A 15,326-nucleotide genomic window follows, 5' to 3' on the forward strand; every position below is an offset into this window, starting at 1 on the left:
ATGACATGTTGTAGAAAGGATGTGTAACGATGTCGATTTTCTCTCCTGCTCCTCATATTGAACGTTTACCAGAGGCGCAAATCGATTCCACCTACAAACGTCTTCGACGCGAAGTCTTTGCAGGTACATTTATTGGTTATGCTACATTCTATTTGATCCGCCAAAACTTTAGTTTGGCTGTTCCGTACATGATTGCTGAGTACGGCTACACTAAAGCGGATCTCGGTATAGTTATGACCATCTTATCCGTAGCTTACGGCGTAAGTAAATTTGTTATGGGTAATGCGTCTGACCGCTCTAACCCAAAATACTTCTCCACAGTAGGTCTATTGCTTAGTGCTTTAGTTATGTTATTATTCGGCACCTTACCAGGTGTTATGAGCAGTATTCCTATCATGTGCGTTCTTGCCTTATTAAACGGTTGGTTCCAAGGTATGGGCTACCCTCCATATGCAAAAAACATGGTAACTTGGTTCTCCCGTTCCGAACGCGGTGCTTGGTGGTCTTGGTGGAACGTGTCCCACAACCTAGGTGGCGGCATTATCGCTCCTCTTGCTACGCTTGGCATCTACCTATTCGGTACATGGCATAGTATCTTCTTCTTCCCTGCCCTTATTTCTATCGTGTTAGCGATTATTACCTTTGTATTGTTGAAAGATACGCCTCAATCCTGTGGCTTACCGCCTATCGAAGAATACAAACACGAAGTAGTTCATACACATACAGAAAATGAAGAAAAAAGTACTTTTAAAGAAATCTTCTACAAATATATTTTGCATAATAAATACTTATGGTATCTTGCGATTGCGAACATCTTTGTATACTTCATCCGTTACGGCGTAGTTAGCTGGGCACCGACCTATTTAACCGCTGTGAAAGGCTTCACAAAAGAAGGTTCCCGTTGGGCTTACTTCTTATACGAATGGGCTGGTATTCCAGGCATGCTTGTAAGTGGTTACTTAAGTGACCGCGTATTCCGCGGCCGTCGTGCTCCAGCTACGATTTGTTTTATGTTATTCGTTATCTTAGCGATCCTTGTATACTGGTTTAACCCTGCAGGCAATGTCCTCATCGATAACTTAGCACTCATTGCTATCGGCTTCCTCATCTACGGTCCTGTTATGATGATTGGCCTTCAAGCAGCAGATATGGTGCCACGTGTAGCAACAGGTGGTGCTACTGGCCTTACAGGCCTTCTTGGTTACCTCATCGGTTCTGCTGGTGCTGGTGCTTTCATGGGTCTCATGGTTGACCTCTACGGTTGGGATGGTGGTTTCATTGCCCTCGTTGGTGCATGTATCCTATCCATCGTCTTCCTACTCCTCACCCTTGGAGACAAAGGACAACAATAGAATATGTACTGTATAATACGTACTATATAATACGTAATGTAAAATACATACTGTACAACTCACTGTTGTATATACAAAACTCCCCTAGTAATCTAAGGATTACTAGGGGAGTTTAATTATTTATGCGACGCACAAGGAGCCGTTTAATACTTTCAGATTATACACGAGACCGAGTCGCGCCAAGCCGTGCAATGCAGCAGCGGTTACAGGATTGATAGATCCTAACACGCCAGCAGCGATGATCGCAACGTGGAATAAAATGGACACGATGAGTAGGCCCAAATGGCATTGTTTCGCCTCTTTTGAAAGCCCCGCCGTCGGAGAGTTTTCATCTACAAGAGACCCCATCATGAGTGCCACAAGAACGAGTTCCAAAGAGCATGGACAAAGAATAACTAGCAATGTAATGGTATGCATAAAGTTCTGTGTCAATGCATAGGAACCCATGGAAAGTAACATAACGGCCACAACGATGACGGATGAATAATTGTTGAGGCCCTGACGCAAGGCTACAAGCTGTGTAGGCATGGTCGGCAACATGTCATCATCCAATGTATAATGCACATTGCCCGTAATAAGCTGCTCTAAGAAAAAGCCACCATGTACGATGAGACCTACATAAGCCGCCGTATGATAATCTCCAATCGCAATAAGCGCGACCATGGCTATCACGATAAGAAAATTAGCGTGAATCTCTAAATGATCCAAAATACTTTGCACGCTGTTGATGAGCAATGGCAAGCCACAAATGATGACCGTTACCCACGCCAAATCAATAGCTGGGTTCATAGGCTCCGTAAGCGCATCTAATATGATAAATAATAAGCCGAGTGCCAAAATAGCCCCCTGCGTGCGCAGAGACACCTGCGCTGATAAAGACTGTAAAAACTTCATATAGACCTCTCTATAAATGAGATACCGGCCTTACTTAATCCGGAAATACCTTTTACTTCTATAAATAATACTATTAACACTTATATTGCTAACGCCTAAAATACCCATAGGGGTATTGCTATGGTGTAATTATTATACAAAACATAAAAGAAATATACAAATCAAATTTTTTAATAAATGAAAACCCCTATCTTTAAAAATGGCTTAGCCGGTAAAAGGTCCTAGTTGTGAGCTCTAATTTCTTTATTAAAAACGTAGAAAGAACAAGTCCCTAAAAACGACTTAGTTCGCTATGGAGCTCATTTTAATAGGCACTAGTTGAAGATCCTAATTTCATATAAAAGGAAAAGCCCCTATCTCTAAAAATGACTTAGCTCGCTATGGAGGCTTTTAGAGATAGGGGCTTTGACACAAGGTTATGAAATTAGAGCTTCAACGCCTCAATCCATTCTGCTTCTTTAAATCCAACGAGTACTTTGTCTTCAAGAACCAAGATAGGACGTTTTACAAGCATGCCATTAGATGCTAATAAAGCTAGTTTTTCTTCTTCACTAAGGTTCGGCAATTTATCCTTTAATTGTTGTTCACGGTAAATCATACCAGAAGTATTAAAGAATGCTTTCAAATCCTTGCCAGATTGTGGATACCAAGCAGCAATTTCCTCTGCTGTAGGATTTTCGGACTTGATGTCACGATCTGTGTACTTAATGTTATGATCATCTAAGAATTTCTTTGCTTTTTTGCATGTTGTGCATTTAGGATATTCAACGAATAACATAGGTTCTCCTTATATCAATATTCAATGTTATAACAACTTACTAATTTAAGATAATTGTACCAAATACATCGAAAATTATCAATCTCTTATTGACAGTCTACGGGTTCTAATGAAGCACAATGTGCAATAGAGGATAATACTTCATCCATCCCCTCACTAAGTTTTGCTGTACGCAAATCAACATCCATCTGTAAACGCAAGAAATACCCTTCCGAAACATCAAAGTATTTCGCTAAACGCAACGATGTATCTGCTGAAATAGATCGTGTACCATTCAATATTTCTTGAATCCGTGAAACAGGCACATGTATATCCTTAGCCAATCGATATGCAGATAGTCCTAATGGATCCATAAACTCTTCTTTTAATATTTCACTAATGGTAGGTGTAGGAATAAACTTTTCCATATTAATTTCCTCTCTATTAATGATAATCTACAAATCCGATAATCATAGAATCTCTCCTTTGATTATACCTGTTTAACAGGTATAATTCAATAACATATACTTGAATAATAACTATACATAAAATTAAAATTATTCTACAAACAATTTTGGTAAAAAGATTCTATAAAACATTATCTAAATCCTACACTCGCGATGACTCTATTGGCCACCTATTTCGGAATGTAATCAATTTACCCTATCGTCATAATTGAATTAAAACTATCATTAATTCCCACTTCAACTAAATTAATTTTAAAAAGTAAAAAGACCTACATCCTCGACCGTATCATGTATAAAATACATATTAAAGGTTGAGAGAATATAGGTCTCTTATAAAAATCTATGTATTATTTATAATACTAGTTATAGCAAAAATGTAAGCCCCATTGCCACGAAGATGGCTGGCAAAAGGTTGGCAATACGTACTTTACCAGGCCAAATGAGGTCGATACCAACACAGAAAATCAGAATAGATCCGACGTAGGATAGGTTATCGATGGCACTAGGTGTCATCAGAGGCGCTGCAATATGTGCCATTGCCGTGATGAGCCATTGCGTAATACCTACAGGAATAAAGGAGAATAGCGCCCCTTTACCCATAGAGGATACCATAACCATAACGATGATGCCGTCGAGGATGCCTTTTAAAAGTAATGTCTGATAATTTCCAGTAAGGCCATCTTGAATGGAACCAAGTACACCCATAGCACCTACGGTAAACGTTAAAGATGCAGTGATAAAAGCATGGGTAAACTTTGGATCCCCAGCGTTGCCAGTGCGAGCTTTCACCCAGTCACCAAATACAGTAATCCAATGATTAAGGTCGATAATTTCGCCAATAACGGCACCTACAACCATGCTAATAATCATCAATAGAGGGCCCGTTGTTTGTAGAGATCCATTGACAATGACGAGCATATACTGCATGGCCCCGCTCATACCGAGGAGGAGCACGATAATACCGCTCACAATCATGAGCGTTTGCTTTAAATTTTCTTTCATAAAGCGACCAAACGCGAGGCCACATAGGCTGCCAGCTATGATAAGGCCAACATTAATGGCCGTTCCCAAACCAATCATATATTTCCCTTCTTTAATTGTGAAAGTAACACTATCAATTTACTTCAGTATATCAATCATATCGAAATAAATCAATTTATATGGTATAAAATATATAGTATGAAATTGGATTAATTAAAGTTTTTTAGGACCATACATATAGCCTGATTAATGCTGCTATAGGTTTTCCTAATACAGTATGACTCCTTTTATAACATTATATAGCAAAAAGCCTCTACCCAATAAGGGTAGAGGCTCTGTATAGTTTATAGCGTTGAGAGAGAACTAATGATAGACCCGCTTAGGAGAGAGAGAGTATATGTGTTTATATATAAAGCGGGCCGACATGAGATGAGTCGCTATCGCCTCATCGACTTTAGTGTACACCCAATTCCACATAACAACAAATTCAATTATGTAAACACAAGTATGCATAAAAACTATTGTTAACTAATTTATACTTATCACCCTTACGCTTCATCGTCTACAGGTAACCGTACGATATCTGCTGTTTTATTAATCTCCTCAAAGCAAGGGCAGTCTTTACCGTGATCATTGATAAGGCCACTAGCTTGTAGATGCGAATAAATTGTGACAGGGCCTACAAACTTAAAGCCCCTCGTCTTTAGGTCTTTGCTAATCCGCGTAGATAAACCATTCTTTGTAGGGAAATGACCTTCTGGATGGTTTTCATAAATAATCGTTTTATGATTGGTAAATCCCCAAATATAGTTGCAGAACGAACCAAATTCAGATTGAATACGTTTAAAAGCAGCAGCATTATTGATAATAGCTTCAATTTTAGAACGATGCTTAAGCATCCCTTCCGTCTGCATGATGCGTTCAATATCACTTTCACCATAAGCAGCCACCGCATCAATATCAAAATGATCAAAGCATTCTCGAATGATGTTCCGTTTATTCAAAATCGTAAGCCAACTGAGACCACATTGGAGACTTTCAAGACAAAGATGTTCAAATTGATGTTGGTCATCATGAATTGGTCGGCCCCACTCGTAATCGTGGTAATCCTGATATAAAGGCGTCGTCGGCCATTCACAAGTCGTCATCACACACCTCCATGAGCCCATACGAGGACGTCATACATGAGCGCTACTACGAGGCCCATTACGAGATGACCACCCACATAAAATGGCACTAGATAATAAATGAATAAAAGCAAGGAATGCAAGGCTTTACGAAGCCATACAATCGGCGTAGATGTGTCGCCCCCTACCTTACTATCAAGCCAATTATGGACGGTGTAAATAGGCGTTCCTAAACGGCGAATCCAGTCTGGAGCACGTACCCCAGGATTCAAACCAGGGCAATAGAAGATCACCAAGGGCAACGCCACCACATCAATGACGAGCAATAGGGTTAACATAAAAGCAAACCAATCTAATTCACCTTCCCACGTGAAGGGTTGTGCCATGAAACGGGCACCCCACAAATAGGCTTTATATACGATATACGGTTCTAATAGCCATAATAAGGGCTTCACTACACTCATGGGACTACCTACACCAAACAAAAAATAATAAAAACTACGCATTTGCGTAGTCATTTCATATATACAACATTCCGATTATATCGACTGAATACCAAGGATATAGCGATTTTCTAGGCTAGAAAATCACTTCATACACACCATTTTTCCAGTCCTTATATACGTCGATTTTCATACTAATATTATATCAGATTTTGTAGTTCTTGTGGGATTATATTTTATAAAAATTTTATCAATTTACACTATTTATAGTACTAATCAACAAAAGGAGTCACTATATAAGCCATTCCTCTTTATTTTATCATTCTAAAAAGCCCTTTATCCATTTTAACAGATAAAGGGCTGCATATATGTATTAAGACTTTCACTAATAAAAGCAGTTTAGTTGTCACTAATAATAATTTTCGTCACCTTGCTGCCATTGTGCTCAAAAAATATACCTACAATATTGTCACTGTTATAGCGTAGATATCCATAGAACCATCGATTATTAAAGTCTATAAAATCAGGACGGCCATAGATATCCATCACTTTTTTCAAGGAATCGCCAACAGCAATGCCACGGGCAGTCACGGCATCACGATTGCTGACAGTCATATACCATACGATAGGACGACTATCTTGCATCAAAGAATGTCCTACAGGAAGTAGTAGCATGTAAGCAAAACACGCTCCATGTCACTTAAAAATATAGTCATTTAGTTATATAATTATACTTAATAACATAACCTACGGATTACTACAATACCAATAAATACAGAAATGTAAGCGGGAGATACCACCATGACTAAACTACCACTATTAGCGTGTGCTTTCATCATGAGCACTATATTATCACCAATAGGAGCCATCGATGTTAATATTCCTGGTGCAGATTCGAAGATTCCAAAGGATGCCTACATAAATTACCAAACCACGAACCCTGATATTGAAAAGGATGTAGCAAACTATGTGAAAACATTAAAGTTAACGGACAAGGCTAACGGTATTAATAAAAACGAAATTGAGTATACTAAAGCAGCCTCTATATATCGCGGTCAAAATTACCATAATACGGTCATTTCCGTTCATGATCAATACAACCAAATTCGCCTTTCATTCCCAGTAGCGGGCATAAAAAGTGATTATCATATAGGACGTTACCAAAATCCAAGTCGAACCATTGAGGACTATCGAGTTTTAACCAATAATGGAAGTCTCAATTTAGAAATTGACTACGCAGATTTTAAAGATTACGACTGGCGCAACACCAAAATAGCTTATGAAAAGCTAACAGACAAAGACGTCCGTAATTTCTTGCAAGACAATGCGAAACGAAAGTCCTCCAAACAGATTTCTGATATAAAGGGCACTGTATTTTCATATCCTACTGTTACCTACAGCACTTGGGATAGCATGAAGATGCCACACTTTAAAAACGGTAAAAAAACAACGCTCACCATCGACACGATCAATTTTAAATTTAAGGGCTATAACATGCGTCATCCCTTATATCACGCAGAGTTTGTCTATTATGATAATAGCCCCGTTCTGAACAAGGTTCCTACAGATAAGTTATTGGCTAATTATGTGCTTCCCTCTGTACAAAACCTAAATGAATTAAATCAATATTCACGCATAGAAAGCTTAAACGGTGTACAATACCGTGTACCAAAAGACGCTATATACATAGGTGAGGAAAAGGGCACCGAGTACCAAGATATTAGATCCTACAAAAAGGGGGACATAACATTCTTTGTTTCTACTAATAATATTCCTAAAAACCCATATGCGCGTGATCTTGTTGTAAACGGTCATTACAATTTTAAAATTAATTTAGATACGTTCTGGGATATTTACTATTCCCAGCCAACATCAGATTATATTAATTATGCCGTTATATGGAATAATAATATTCCTGGATTATCCACACACATCTATACACCTCATAAGGATGATCACATCCTAACCTTTAACTCCTATGATGGGACCTATAGCTTTACCTATATCATCTTTTATCCAAGTTTTTTACATGCTGAAGAGGTTCAAAAATTACGAAATATGATTGAGTTCTTTGACTCTACCAATAATCCTAGTTTTAAAATGCAAGAACATGTCCTATTTCCAGAAGCATAGGAAATCGATACATATTAAAACACTGTTCAAAAATAACCTAATACTATCAGATATGTAAATAAACAGCCAGTACTGAATCACAATACTGACTGTTTTATTTCTCTCTATTTCTTTTTATACCTAAGTGTATCTACATATAGACAAAATATTAGTTTAGCTTTAAGGCAGTTTAAAAACATCAGCTTCCCAAAGGTACTCCAACGCAGGAAACGCTTGCTTATGCGGATGATTGATCAATTTTGCCATTTCTACCATATTACGAATATCATGATAAGACGTCTTCACCATATTGGCTTTATAAGCAACTTCAATGCTGTACACATATTTATCATCACGGATTGTAAAATATGTATAATTAATACCATTATCAAATTTTACACTGCCACTAAATGCAGGCATACCATTACGCCAAATGGTCGCATTATCATTAACTGAATATGGGTATTTTCGGCTCATCGTATCCATCGTAGAAAAAGCACCTGAATAAAAATGTTTTTCATCATTTGAAAAAATCGGACGGCGCTTAATCAGCTGCACTATATCGCCCCCCTTATAAACGCGCGTTTCCTCACCATAGGAGGTAGGCTCATAATCGGCTTTTCTCGTACTATTCTTGAGCACACGATATTCAAAGTTTCCCCATTTCTCAACATTAGAATAGCGATCTATCGCTTTTGTATCCTCTACCGATGGAATCACATAATTCGCTAAAGCCCCTTCTGCATACCTAATATGATCTGGATTGCCATTACCTCGATTTATGATGTTAACACGATACACATGGTTCGTATCACTAGGCAGGGAAAACTCAACACCCGTACTCGTACGCGGCTCAGCTTTCTCTTCTTTTCCAGAGATACGTGTCATAATCCCATACTTCTGCTGCCATTGACCATTTTTTACCGTTTTATATGTGAAGGCACGATCCGTATAGGTAGTCTTATCATCCACATCGACTACGATATCTGCATTTATACTTTTAATATAATATTGAGGGATACCATTTACGACATTAACAACGGAATTAGTGTTATCATTAATCGCCTTACTTTCAAGACTTGGATAAGGCATAGAAAAGCGAATATGCTGTGTACCATCGTCAAAGATGAACACCGTACTTTGATTAGCTTGGCGTTTTAAAAACTTGGCATTGCCATCCATATATGCCTTAGCTTGCTCTACCGTCCTACGCCCATTTTTCACAGTCTGTGCTACCACAGGGCCTGAGTGACGTCTAAACTGAGCCTCTACCAAATCCATATCAACACTATTATAAGAATAGCTTTCATAAGCAGTATCAGACACCATGGCATCTCCACCAGGAAGATCTATATTGGCAGCATGTGCCGTTACCATAAAGCCAAGTGAACAAAAACCTATTAAAAACACGCTCTTAATCATATCATTCTCTCAACATGAATAAATCTTATATAAAACTAGACTCCTATAGCCTCAACTACTTCTCCGATGTACATATAATGTGGTTCCCAGCGATCTTTACCAACTTGAGTATACATAGATGGATTCGCTGCATAATATTCCTTTACATTATCTGCTAAGTGGGCTTCATCGAATTGGTGTTCATATAGCTTTTTACATACAAATGTTAACTCTGCTTCTTTGAAAGTCACCCCATCGCCCGCCGCAACTGGTGTTAGTCCAGAATTAGCCACCTTATTTTCGTCGCGGCCAGAATGAGAACCTAAATAACCAAGAGCCTTGCGATAGCTTTCAGGGAAAAAACTAACTGTAAAGGTATCATATTTAGCCATAAACTCTTGAGTGTAACGCGCCGGATGGATATACACCGTCACAGTGGATATATCACCACCATTAGGGCCCCATATGTTGCCCATACTACCCCAACTAACCGTACACGTATTAAAATCATCAAGCGTTCCAGCCGTAACAAGAGCCCAACGATTCTCAAACATGGTAAAAGCTTTATAATCCTTTGTTTCAAATGGTTTCATAAGAACCTCCAGTTTATCTCAATTTGACGATATAAATCTTTACCCCTATAATATAGGTAGATAGTCAGACGAGTCGTACCGTCAGGCTCATCTCTGAAAACAAAAAAGCTTGAGAAATGGCCTTTCAGTTATCGAATCATCTAAGATAACGAAGGGCTATTTGTCTTTTGTGAGACAAATAAGCGCTATTAAAGCTCCAAAAGCAATAACCACAGTTATCACCTGTAATAAGAGCATGATTATTTCATAATCACTCATAGGCTTATCCCTCCCTTCGATGACGAAGAGAGGCCCAACCTCGTCTAACTATCCTATGATTATTATATAGCGAACTAATATGCGATACAATAAGCATTATATTATACAAATATATGAATACAGTAATAAAAGCCGAGCTAATTCTATGAATTAAAAGCTCGGCTTTTTTCATAGATATGGTAAGAATATAATCATTTATAAATCATAATTTTACTTACTTTATCTCCTTTGTGTTCAAATAGTATGCCGTTCATCATATCAGTTCTATATTGTAATAATCCATAAAACCAACGATCATCATAATCAATGTAATCTGGGCGCCCATAAACTTTTAAGACTTTTCTCATAGAGTCTCCCACAGCTATTCCTCTATAAGTTACCGCATCACGATTCGTAATCGATATATACGTAACAGTATTATCCATACCTCCCAATACAGTATTACCAAAAGTTACCCCACCATAGGATAAGCCATATCTAGTTTCCTTTGTTGGTTGGCCTAGACTGGCTTTCACCGCATCAAAAGTACTACCTAATGGAACTCCAAGCACCATAAGTTCTTCTTGTGGCAATCTCTCACCTACATACTGACCAATACTATAATGTCTATATTGTTCGGCTTTTGGCCAATCATAAGACTGCTTCGCTGCATTTGTTTCAAGGCGGTCCCAAGTTTTACTCAGCCAACTTGCATCCGATTCATAACTATAACCACTTACCAGTTGCAGGCCTATAACAAGCCCTGTAATCAAATATTTTCTTTTCATGATCTCTCTCCTGAACTATTTTATGAACAACTCAAACCACTTATTTTATACATAATCTTATTGAGTTAATATTTTAATCCATTCCATATACCACGGATTAAAGATTGGATCCGCATCAAGCTTCTTTTTATGGCTATCACTTATACGCCATTGAGGTGCCTTTCGTAAACTTTCAACATTATCAAAATCTACATACTCAACCATATCGCGCAATTGTTTATGCTTATACGAAGATTTGCTTTCATCATAGTCAATGCGATAACTATAATAATATTCAGAATCCTTTGTAAAATGGCGTAAATAGGATCCCCCATTAGATTTATAGCGATCAACTAGGAAGCCTGGAAGACCATTATTCCAAACTGTTGCATACTGTGTAGGCGCCTCAAGGTCACCATATTTATTCAAAAATGCAAAAATTTGTTTTTTTGCCAAACTTTTATCAACAACATTAGGGTCTATTTGAAAGCGTAACACACGGATCTTAATGCCTGCATCTTCATAAGTACGAACCTCATATTTGTTATCTTCCATAACCTCGCTCACTAACTTAGCCTTTTTAGGAATACGATAACTGAAATTGTCCCAATGTTTAACATGGCTATAATTATCCAGCCTAGATAGAGATTCAATAGATGGAATAATATAATTACTCATTACCACTTCAGCTATTTTATCTTGGTATGGTTCCTTCACATCACCACCTCCAAGATATGTAATACCATAGGTAGTGTTCGTGTTCTTAGGCGTAAACTCTGTATACATTACATGTGTCTTGGCTTTAAGGATTTTCCAAGATGCATTTTCTAAGCCCGAATAGGTATAGACACCTTCATTGTGCATACGTTTACTAAATTCTTTACCATGTGGTGGCCCCACCATCAAAATACTTGTAAAACCACGAACCACAAATAAAGGACCGTCACTCGATTTAGATTCAACCGTGTCTCCACGTAAGCTAATATTTGGAACAGCTAAACGGATATTATTCTTTTCATCATGAAGTAAGATGACAGTAGATTGTGAGTACTCCCCCAGCTTAACCGCTTTAGCCAATCCAGATTTCTCTTTGAAAACCTTTTCTATCGCAATGCTAGGTTTCTCTACGGTCTTCTGTACTTTGGCACTAAATGCCTCTGCTTCTTGTATCGCCTTTTCATTAATATGGGAATAATTTTCATATGCATTAGCAGGAATGCTTGCATCGGCCCCAGGCACAGGTGGTTGCCCCTCTGGCACTTTGATTTGCACAGCGTTTACGTTCATGGTGAAAGCAGTTGCTAGTGCCATCATAATCAAACTTTTACGTAACATAGTACCCTCTCTCAATTTTTATAAAATAAATAAGCACAACCTTGTTAGCATAAGTATACTATGCAAACAAGACTATGCCTATTATTAATAATTTTATATTTTAGTATGTATAAGTTTTGTGTATATATTTAGTATTTATAAGGTTTATCTCAATTTGACGATATATATCTTTATTCATATAATATAAGTAGATAGTCAGACGAGTAGTGCCGTCAAGCTCATCTCTAATAACATATGAACATGTAGAAATGGCCTTTTCGTTTTATCTAAATTCCGAAGAAATGAAGGGCTATTTTGCTATTTCTAGACAAATAAGCGCCACAAGTGCTCCACTAATCAGAACCACCCGTAAAACGGGTGGTTTGCTCACGGGTTATAAGCCCGTAGTACTAGGCCAGCGTCTAAAGGCGCTGGCTTTCACTACGTTCAAGCCGCATAGCCATTGACTCGTAACCTTCCCCTCAAAGGGGATATGTATTACTTGCTACCCTTAAAAGGGTCCTCATATTCTTTTACACTTAACTTATCCTTCATTTGGTCATGTAACTCTTGCTCACGTATATATTTTTTTACTGTTGCCTCATTTAGACCTACCGTACTAACATAATATCCCTCAGACCAAAAGTGTCTATTTCCAAATTTATACTTTAAGTTTGCGTGTTTATCGAACATCATAAGTGCACTTTTACCTTTTAAATATCCCATAAAAGATGAAACTGCTATTTTAGGTGGGATTAATACTAACATATGCACATGATCTGCCATAAGCTCCCCCTCTATAATCTTGACGCCCTTATATTCACATAAACGCCTCAGTATTTCACGTAAACTATTTCTATATTGATTATATATAACTTTACGTCTATACTTAGGTGTAAATACTATGTGGTATTTGCATAACCATTTTGTGTGCGCAAGACTCTGTGTCTTTGTTGCCATATAAAATCACCTTTCTTTTGCATATAATGCGGCTTGAACACCTACATTATACTTAAGCAAGGTGATTTTTTTGTATAACTTTCGTTGCCGCACCCGCATAGCGGGTGGTTTTATGGTTCGCGACTACGTCACGAACCAGTCTAAAGACAATAATAAAAGCCAAGCTATTTTTAAATATGAATAGCTTGGCTTTTGCATTGTGTAAATAAGTTAAGAATATATCAGAAATCCAATATGAGTGTTTAGGAGCTTTTAAGAGCTAATGAAGAATCAGTCCAGTAATGATCAGAACCGGAGCCAAGTAAGAGACACAAAAATAACAATAGCTAAAACAATAAGAGTGCCATACATTAATAGCCCTAGCTTTATAACAAAATCTATACTATAAAAGATAGATGCTCCCACTAAAGATCGCTCTTTCAGAGAAATGTACCAGACTCTCACTCTATAATATATATTAGGTTTATCAAATGTGGGATAAATCTTTTCATACCATAAAATAATCCCCGGCAAAATACAAATATTCCCAAAGGTAAATATCAATACTGGAAGATAATCCTTCAATGGATATGCTTCTAATACATATCGATCGTACAGCAGATTACTAAAGCCCCAAAGAGAGAGCCCCCAAATAAGCAAAAGTATAAGTTTTAACAAGAGTCCAAAAACAAGTTTAATTATCCACCTAAGTCTATCCACTGCTTGAACCATTCTCGTATTGTTCATAACCTATCACGGCTCATCATCATAGGCCACTCCATAGGCCTTCTGATAGATTATATTTGCTATTGTATACCGTTCCATTCCAAATTGAGGTGGTAATATCATCGCTTCTAAATGTTCTTTTTGAAGTCGTTGACGGCGTGTTTTACCTTCATTATTAAAAGCAATGCCACCGTTAACGGTCCCTATAATACCGGAATTTTCCTGTTTTGCACGCCAAATAGAGATATACGGCGTATTAGCGCCTTGTTGTAATCCTCTGTCATGAATAGTGATCAAATGACGTAAGGATCGCTCTAAGTCGTAATCATATTGTAGTTGAATGCCTTGAATGAGATTTGATGCAGGCATTAAGACGTAAATAGTCGCCTCCACACGTCGATGACCATCGGGTGCATCCACAGCTTTAATGGAACTGAGGTCCAAGTATTTGCCATCCCCACGGCCAGAATCAACAGTAGAGTCGATATGTTGATAATGCTCCGGATTTAGTAACTCTGCCTGTGATACGGCTTGACCTTTCATAGGTAATACGAGGCAGGCTAATAACCATAGTGAAAGTAAATATATGCGTTTCATCGTCCACCTCACTGTACCACAATATCATCAAAATGCTGCTGATACGCAGACATAAACATAGCATCAGCTAAATTATACATAATAATATTCTTGCGATTGAGCGGAAGATTCCTAGTACCTTCCGAAGATGGGTTCTTCTTAAGCGCACCATCCAGTGTATAAATCGCACTATCTGAATCAGACATAAATAAGCCCGACTTACTTTCACTAGCCTCAATCAAAGCCAGCATAGATGGACTAGGATTCATCATATTAGATGATTTAATCAAAGTCGCCAATGAATAGTTTGCATCATAATTAACAGTAAGCTTATTTTCCATAATCTCAGCCTGATAGTGCGACGTGTGTACCACATAATAAATAGCACTTAATGTATACTGTGGTGGCGCATACTTTTGAACCTCCACGGAATAGGTATTTAAATACACATACATACCACCACCATCATTAACAATAGCACTCGGTTTCTCATACTCATGCTGATGAACCAACTTAAACTGTGGTGATGTCTTCAGCTCCTGAAATGTAATTGCCTCTATAGGCATGGTGAACGCCAGCAACACAAGAGCTAGCATCAAAATACGTTGAATCATAAAAACCTCTCTCAAAAAATGAATCT

At 37.9% G+C, this 15,326-nt stretch carries 15 protein-coding genes and 1 pseudogene; 2 read left to right on the forward strand and 14 right to left on the reverse strand.

What is annotated here, in order from left to right; all coding sequences use genetic code 11:
* Nucleotides 1-29: 29 nt before the first annotated feature.
* Complete coding sequence (gene pgtP, locus VPHSUH08_RS08915; protein ID WP_021148764.1) at nucleotides 30-1,352, forward strand: phosphoglycerate transporter protein PgtP; 1,323 nt, start codon at nucleotides 30-32, stop codon at nucleotides 1,350-1,352.
* 120 nt (nucleotides 1,353-1,472) lie between these two features.
* Here the strand turns inward: pgtP and VPHSUH08_RS08920 are convergent, their stop codons facing one another.
* The 7 genes and pseudogenes from VPHSUH08_RS08920 to VPHSUH08_RS08950 all read right to left on the reverse strand — a co-directional run.
* Nucleotides 1,473-2,246 (reverse strand): hypothetical protein, encoded by a 774-nt coding sequence (locus VPHSUH08_RS08920; RefSeq protein ID WP_105087268.1) that lies wholly within the window; start codon nucleotides 2,244-2,246, stop codon nucleotides 1,473-1,475.
* A gap of 424 nt (nucleotides 2,247-2,670) precedes the next feature.
* Entirely contained in the window at nucleotides 2,671-3,024 is a 354-nt protein-coding gene (locus tag VPHSUH08_RS08925; RefSeq protein WP_005384960.1) for a Spx/MgsR family RNA polymerase-binding regulatory protein, read from the reverse strand.
* Between the two features lie 86 nt (nucleotides 3,025-3,110).
* Complete coding sequence (locus VPHSUH08_RS08930; protein ID WP_058948305.1) at nucleotides 3,111-3,431, reverse strand: HigA family addiction module antitoxin; 321 nt, start codon at nucleotides 3,429-3,431, stop codon at nucleotides 3,111-3,113.
* A 402-nt stretch (nucleotides 3,432-3,833) separates the two neighbouring features.
* Nucleotides 3,834-4,550: a DUF554 domain-containing protein gene (locus tag VPHSUH08_RS08935; RefSeq protein WP_008602003.1), complete on the reverse strand. Its 717-nt coding sequence runs from the start codon at nucleotides 4,548-4,550 to the stop codon at nucleotides 3,834-3,836.
* A 449-nt stretch (nucleotides 4,551-4,999) separates the two neighbouring features.
* Nucleotides 5,000-5,599, reverse strand: a complete 600-nt coding sequence (locus VPHSUH08_RS08940; protein ID WP_105087269.1) for a DNA-3-methyladenine glycosylase I — start codon at nucleotides 5,597-5,599, stop codon at nucleotides 5,000-5,002.
* Nucleotides 5,599-6,042, reverse strand: coding sequence for a hypothetical protein (locus tag VPHSUH08_RS08945; RefSeq protein ID WP_038125642.1), 444 nt, complete (start codon nucleotides 6,040-6,042; stop codon nucleotides 5,599-5,601). Before VPHSUH08_RS08945 ends, VPHSUH08_RS08940 begins: the two co-directional genes overlap by 1 nt.
* A gap of 378 nt (nucleotides 6,043-6,420) precedes the next feature.
* Nucleotides 6,421-6,678, reverse strand: a pseudogene (locus VPHSUH08_RS08950) (TonB-dependent receptor); the annotation flags it as partial.
* A gap of 144 nt (nucleotides 6,679-6,822) precedes the next feature.
* Between VPHSUH08_RS08950 and VPHSUH08_RS08955 the strand changes: the two are divergent.
* On the forward strand, nucleotides 6,823-8,154 hold the full coding sequence (locus VPHSUH08_RS08955) for a hypothetical protein (RefSeq protein ID WP_105087270.1): 1,332 nt from the start codon (nucleotides 6,823-6,825) through the stop codon (nucleotides 8,152-8,154).
* Nucleotides 8,155-8,313: 159 nt separating this feature from the next.
* Here VPHSUH08_RS08955 and VPHSUH08_RS08960 read toward each other — a convergent pair whose 3' ends face one another.
* The 7 genes from VPHSUH08_RS08960 to VPHSUH08_RS08995 form a co-directional block, all read right to left on the reverse strand.
* Complete coding sequence (locus VPHSUH08_RS08960; RefSeq protein ID WP_199176066.1) at nucleotides 8,314-9,555, reverse strand: hypothetical protein; 1,242 nt, start codon at nucleotides 9,553-9,555, stop codon at nucleotides 8,314-8,316.
* Between the two features lie 35 nt (nucleotides 9,556-9,590).
* Nucleotides 9,591-10,127, reverse strand: coding sequence for a flavin reductase (locus VPHSUH08_RS08965; RefSeq protein ID WP_105087271.1), 537 nt, complete (start codon nucleotides 10,125-10,127; stop codon nucleotides 9,591-9,593).
* Nucleotides 10,128-10,576: 449 nt separating this feature from the next.
* Nucleotides 10,577-11,152 (reverse strand): TonB-dependent receptor, encoded by a 576-nt coding sequence (locus VPHSUH08_RS08970; protein WP_105087272.1) that lies wholly within the window; start codon nucleotides 11,150-11,152, stop codon nucleotides 10,577-10,579.
* Nucleotides 11,153-11,209: 57 nt separating this feature from the next.
* Entirely contained in the window at nucleotides 11,210-12,466 is a 1,257-nt protein-coding gene (locus VPHSUH08_RS08975; RefSeq protein ID WP_077707830.1) for a hypothetical protein, read from the reverse strand.
* Nucleotides 12,467-12,943: 477 nt separating this feature from the next.
* On the reverse strand, nucleotides 12,944-13,405 hold the full coding sequence (gene tnpA / locus VPHSUH08_RS08980) for an IS200/IS605 family transposase (RefSeq protein ID WP_004693034.1): 462 nt from the start codon (nucleotides 13,403-13,405) through the stop codon (nucleotides 12,944-12,946).
* A 732-nt stretch (nucleotides 13,406-14,137) separates the two neighbouring features.
* The gene (locus tag VPHSUH08_RS08990) at nucleotides 14,138-14,707 is read right to left on the reverse strand and encodes a hypothetical protein (RefSeq protein WP_105087274.1); all 570 of its coding nucleotides are present in this window, start codon (nucleotides 14,705-14,707) and stop codon (nucleotides 14,138-14,140) included.
* A gap of 8 nt (nucleotides 14,708-14,715) precedes the next feature.
* On the reverse strand, nucleotides 14,716-15,300 hold the full coding sequence (locus VPHSUH08_RS08995) for a hypothetical protein (RefSeq protein ID WP_105087275.1): 585 nt from the start codon (nucleotides 15,298-15,300) through the stop codon (nucleotides 14,716-14,718).
* Between the last annotated feature and the right edge of the window lie 26 nt (nucleotides 15,301-15,326).

This window comes from Veillonella sp. S13054-11 (assembly GCF_002959795.1).
Taxonomy (GTDB): domain Bacteria; phylum Bacillota; class Negativicutes; order Veillonellales; family Veillonellaceae; genus Veillonella; species Veillonella parvula_E.

Coding starts and splice junctions, on each gene's coding strand:
- tnpA (WP_004693034.1), bottom strand. CDS start 13,405: ATGGCAACAAAGACACAGAGTCTTGCGCACACAAAATGGTTATGCAAA.
- VPHSUH08_RS08970 (WP_105087272.1), bottom strand. CDS start 11,152: ATGAAAAGAAAATATTTGATTACAGGGCTTGTTATAGGCCTGCAACTG.
- VPHSUH08_RS08990 (WP_105087274.1), bottom strand. CDS start 14,707: ATGAAACGCATATATTTACTTTCACTATGGTTATTAGCCTGCCTCGTA.
- VPHSUH08_RS08925 (WP_005384960.1), bottom strand. CDS start 3,024: ATGTTATTCGTTGAATATCCTAAATGCACAACATGCAAAAAAGCAAAG.
- VPHSUH08_RS08995 (WP_105087275.1), bottom strand. CDS start 15,300: ATGATTCAACGTATTTTGATGCTAGCTCTTGTGTTGCTGGCGTTCACC.
- VPHSUH08_RS08940 (WP_105087269.1), bottom strand. CDS start 5,599: ATGACGACTTGTGAATGGCCGACGACGCCTTTATATCAGGATTACCAC.
- VPHSUH08_RS08935 (WP_008602003.1), bottom strand. CDS start 4,550: ATGATTGGTTTGGGAACGGCCATTAATGTTGGCCTTATCATAGCTGGC.
- VPHSUH08_RS08965 (WP_105087271.1), bottom strand. CDS start 10,127: ATGAAACCATTTGAAACAAAGGATTATAAAGCTTTTACCATGTTTGAG.
- VPHSUH08_RS08960 (WP_199176066.1), bottom strand. CDS start 9,555: ATGATTAAGAGCGTGTTTTTAATAGGTTTTTGTTCACTTGGCTTTATG.
- VPHSUH08_RS08930 (WP_058948305.1), bottom strand. CDS start 3,431: ATGGAAAAGTTTATTCCTACACCTACCATTAGTGAAATATTAAAAGAA.
- pgtP (WP_021148764.1), top strand. CDS start 30: ATGTCGATTTTCTCTCCTGCTCCTCATATTGAACGTTTACCAGAGGCG.
- VPHSUH08_RS08920 (WP_105087268.1), bottom strand. CDS start 2,246: ATGAAGTTTTTACAGTCTTTATCAGCGCAGGTGTCTCTGCGCACGCAG.
- VPHSUH08_RS08975 (WP_077707830.1), bottom strand. CDS start 12,466: ATGTTACGTAAAAGTTTGATTATGATGGCACTAGCAACTGCTTTCACC.
- VPHSUH08_RS08955 (WP_105087270.1), top strand. CDS start 6,823: ATGACTAAACTACCACTATTAGCGTGTGCTTTCATCATGAGCACTATA.
- VPHSUH08_RS08945 (WP_038125642.1), bottom strand. CDS start 6,042: ATGAGTGTAGTGAAGCCCTTATTATGGCTATTAGAACCGTATATCGTA.